Genomic DNA, 3,875 nt, shown 5'->3' on the forward strand with positions numbered 1-3,875 from the left:
GTCCGACAGGTAGTCGGTCATGTAGGCGTTGGGGTGGAAGGGCTTCTGGCCATTGTACTGCACGCTGTAGGGCAGGTTGGCCCACAGGAACTTGTCGATCGGGTCGAAGTCCTGGCGTGAATTGACCACGCCCGGATCCTTGGCCGGCAGGAACATCGAGGCGCCGGTGATGAAGCCCAGGCTCTCGTCGAAGCCCTGCTGTTCGGGGCGCGTGCCCGGCGCGCCGCCCAGGTGCCACTTGCCCAGGTGCACCGTGTGATAGCCGCGGGTCTTGAGCACCTCGGCGACGGTGATCTCGGAGGCCGGAACGGCCTCCTGGTCCATCGGCGGCACGTCCTTGACCTTGTCGCGGGCGAAGTGCGGCGGGTGCAGGGCCCCGGGCGAGCGGAAGCTGCCGACCAGTCGCGAGAAGCCCACCGGAGTCGGGGTGAACTCGAAGCCGAAGCGGGTGGGATAGCGGCCGGTCATGATCGCCGCCCGCGACGGCGCGCAGGTGGCGTTGCCGGCATAGCCGTTGGTCAGGTCCACGCCGCCCTGGGCGATGGAGTCGATATTGGGCGTCGGCACAGCGCCGCCGGCGATGCCGCCGCCGTTCAGGCTGACGTCATTGAAGCCCAGGTCATCGGCCAGGATGAAGACGATGTTGGGCGGGCGATCGGCGACCGGCTCCTCGGCCGCAGTCGGGCCTGGCCGCCAGTCGACCGCCCGGTTGTCGGCCACGCGCGGCGCCGTCCAGGCGCCGATGTGCAGGAAGATGAACTCGCGCGACAGATAGGCGCCGACCGCCAGGGCGACCAGCACCGTCAGGGCCACGCCCAACCATTTCAGAACCCGCATTCCGGCCTCCCTCGCCAGCGGGGCTTCTCGCCCGCCATTGACCTTCGACTATATAGTGACATTGATAGTGCCGATAGATGTCAAGTTGCCTCGCCGCACCCGTCGTGTCGAGGCGGGAGGCCCGCCATGGTTCGTTTTCCCGCGCTCGTGCTGCTGCTGATGGCCCTGATCAATCTGGGACGGGGCGCGATTCACGCCTTCGCGCCGGACGGCGGGGCCGGGTCGATCGCCGGGCTCGACCTGACCCACGACCGGCAGACCATCCTGTCGCTGTTCGCCGTCCTGGGCCTGGGCCAGATGGTGAAGGGCGCGGCCCAGCTCTACATCGTGGCGCGGCGCCGCGATCTGGTCGGCCTGTTCATCGCCATCCAGGTCGCCGACACCGCCTTTGCGGTGATCAATCTCTATCTCTGGCGACCCTTGCCGGTCAGCGTCCCGGGGCAGCCGTTCAACCTGCTGCTGCTGGCCCTGCAACTCGCCGCCCTGGGAATCGTGATCAGGCGTCGCGGGCTTGAGGCCCTGCTGGTCGAGCCGCCAGCGAAACTGGTCGAAGCGGTCCTGACCGAAGAAGGCCTCGCCGTTGAAGGCGATCATCGGCACGCCATAGTGCCCGGCCGCGCGCTGATCGACCTGGTTGACCTCGACCACGGCCGCCAGGCGCTCGGCCTCGCCGTCCGCCAGGGCCGAAAGGGCCGCGGGGTCCAGGCCGGCCCGCTCGGCGGCGCGGTCCAGGTGATCGCCCTCCGGCCAGTTATCGACCGCGCCGCTCCAGATCACGTGGCTGACCTCGCGCAGATAGGCCAGGCCGTGGCCCAGTTCGGCGGCGGCGACGCCCAGGTGGGTCAGGCGATGGATGTGCGGCTGCTCCTTCGGATAGGTGCGGGTGGCGTAGTCCATCAGCACGGGGTCGGGCATCGGCCAGCGGAACGGCAGGCCCAGGAAGGCCGCCTCGCGGTGGATGTCCTGCATGAAGTAGCTGAACCACAGGGGATCGCGGGTCTCGAAGAACTCCGGGGTCCGCACGGCCAGCGGATAGACCGGCCGGACATTGCAGACCACGTCGTGGGTCTGCTCCAGGGCCAGAAGCCGGTCGGTGATCATGTAGGAATAGGGCGAGCGGAAGGACCAGTAGAGATCATAGCGCAGGGTCATGCCGGCTCCTCATCGGTGATCGCCCGGCCGCCTTCCCGCCCCCGCTGGGCGCGAAAAACCTCGCGAGCTTGCCAAGGCTATAAAATGGCAGTTAGCATGTCACTATAAATCAGACGGGGAGCGGACTATGCGGCGGATCTCACGCGTGATGGTGGGCCTGGTGGGCCTTTTGGCGGTCCTCGGGGCCGTCCAGGTCTGGGTGGCGCCCGCGGCCTTCGCCGGCCGTCTGGGACTTTCGGCGGCCGACAGCCTGGGTCTGGCCACCCTTCGCGCCGACCTCGGCGGCTTTTTCGGTGTGGCCGGCGCGCTGGCCCTGGCGGCTGCCTTGCGAGACCGCCGATCGCTGCTGATCGCCCCACTGATCGCCCTGGCCATCGCCCTGGTCGGACGCCTCGTCACCCTGGCCATCGCCGGCTACAGCCCCAACATGCTGGCCCCGATCATCGTTGAGGCCGTGCTGCTGGCCATCCTCGCCCTGGGCCGTCGCGGCCTGGGCCACAGCTAGGCGCACGGGCATGAGCAAAGGCGAGGACAAGACCGGCAAGCGCGGGGTCGACCGCCGCTCGCTCCTGCTGGGGCCGGGGCGGGCGCCGGCGGGGCCGCGCTGCTGGTCGGCGGGGCGGCGGCGGTCAAGTCGATGACCAGCGGCCTAGTCACCCCTTCGGCCCTGCCTGACGGTCAGGCCGCCCGCGCCAGCCTGTCGTTCAAGGATTCTCGTCCCGCCGCGACCCACGGTGCGCGCGCGCCCAAGAACGCCCCCAATGTGGTGGTGATCATCCTCGACGACGTCGGCATCGCGGACCTCGGCTGCTATGGCGGCGAGCTGGAAACCCCGGCCCTGGATGGCTTGGCCGGCGGCGGCTTGCGCTATCTGAACTTCCGAACCACGGCCATGTGCTCTTGCACCCGCGCGGCCCTGCTGACGGGGCTCAATCACCACTCGGCGGGCATGGGATGGCTGGCCGACATTGATTCCGGCTATCCGGGCTATCGCGGCGACCTGACCCGCGACGCCGCCGCCCTGCCCGAGGTGCTGCGCGACGCCGGCTGGTCGACCTTCCTGGTCGGCAAGTGGCACGTCAATAGCGCCGACCATAACGGGCCGACCGGGCCGTTCCACAACTGGCCGACCCATCGCGGCTTCGACCGCGCCTATTGGTACCAGGGCCACTCCAGCGATCACTTCCATCCCGGCGCGATCTTCGACGGCACGACCCGGGTCGATGTGGCCGGCGGCGGCGACTACTACCTGTCCGACGATCTTGCCGACAAGGCCATCGGCTATCTGCGCACTCAGACCATGGCCGCGCCCGACAAGCCGTTCTTCCTGCAGCTGGCGTTCGGCGTGGCCCATTCGCCCTTGCAGGCCAAGGCCGCCGATCGTGACCACTACAAGGGTCGGTTCGACGCCGGCTGGGACGAGGTCCGGCGCGCCCGCCTGGAGCGCCAGAAGGCGCTGGGCGTCACCGCGCCCGGCGTGGACTTGCCGCCCCTGTCGTTCGGCGCCAAGCCCTGGGCCGAGCTGACCCCCGCCGAGCAGGCGGTCTATGCCCGCTACATGGAGGTCTATGCCGGGATGATCACCGGCCTGGACCGGGCGATCGGCAAGGTGGTCGCGGAACTGGACGCCCTGGGCGTGCGCGACAACACCCTGATCATGGTGTTCTCGGACAACGGAGCCTCGGCCGAGGGCACCGAAACGGGCACCCCCAATATCTTCGCCCCGGCGTTCGGACGACCCGTGCCGCTCGACCAGGCGGCCGCCCTGCACGATATCATGGGCGAGGACGGCACCTTCGCCCATTATCCGATCGGCTGGACCAACGCCTCCAACACGCCCTACCGGCTCTACAAGCAGTATGCCGCCCTCGGCGGGGTCGCTGATC

4 protein-coding genes are annotated in these 3,875 nt (G+C 69.0%); 2 read left to right on the top strand and 2 right to left on the bottom strand.

Going from position 1 to position 3,875, the window contains the following annotated elements:
- On the bottom strand, positions 1-837 hold an 837-nt coding region (locus CSW58_RS11650), incomplete at its 3' end, for a sulfatase-like hydrolase/transferase (protein ID WP_145980330.1).
- Positions 838-885: 48 nt separating this feature from the next.
- Positions 886-1,989 (bottom strand): 2-hydroxychromene-2-carboxylate isomerase, encoded by a 1,104-nt coding sequence (locus CSW58_RS11655; RefSeq protein ID WP_099447395.1) that lies wholly within the window; start codon positions 1,987-1,989, stop codon positions 886-888.
- Positions 1,990-2,137: 148 nt separating this feature from the next.
- Here CSW58_RS11655 and CSW58_RS11660 point away from each other — a divergent pair, with 148 nt between their 5' ends.
- Positions 2,138-2,494, top strand: a complete 357-nt coding sequence (locus CSW58_RS11660; RefSeq protein ID WP_099447396.1) for a hypothetical protein — start codon at positions 2,138-2,140, stop codon at positions 2,492-2,494.
- Positions 2,495-2,626: 132 nt separating this feature from the next.
- Positions 2,627-3,875 (top strand): sulfatase-like hydrolase/transferase (locus CSW58_RS11670; protein ID WP_145980331.1); only part of this gene is annotated, 1,249 nt, incomplete at its 3' end.

It is taken from the genome of Caulobacter sp. B11 (genome assembly GCF_002737765.1).
Classification (GTDB): Bacteria; Pseudomonadota; Alphaproteobacteria; order Caulobacterales; family Caulobacteraceae; genus Caulobacter.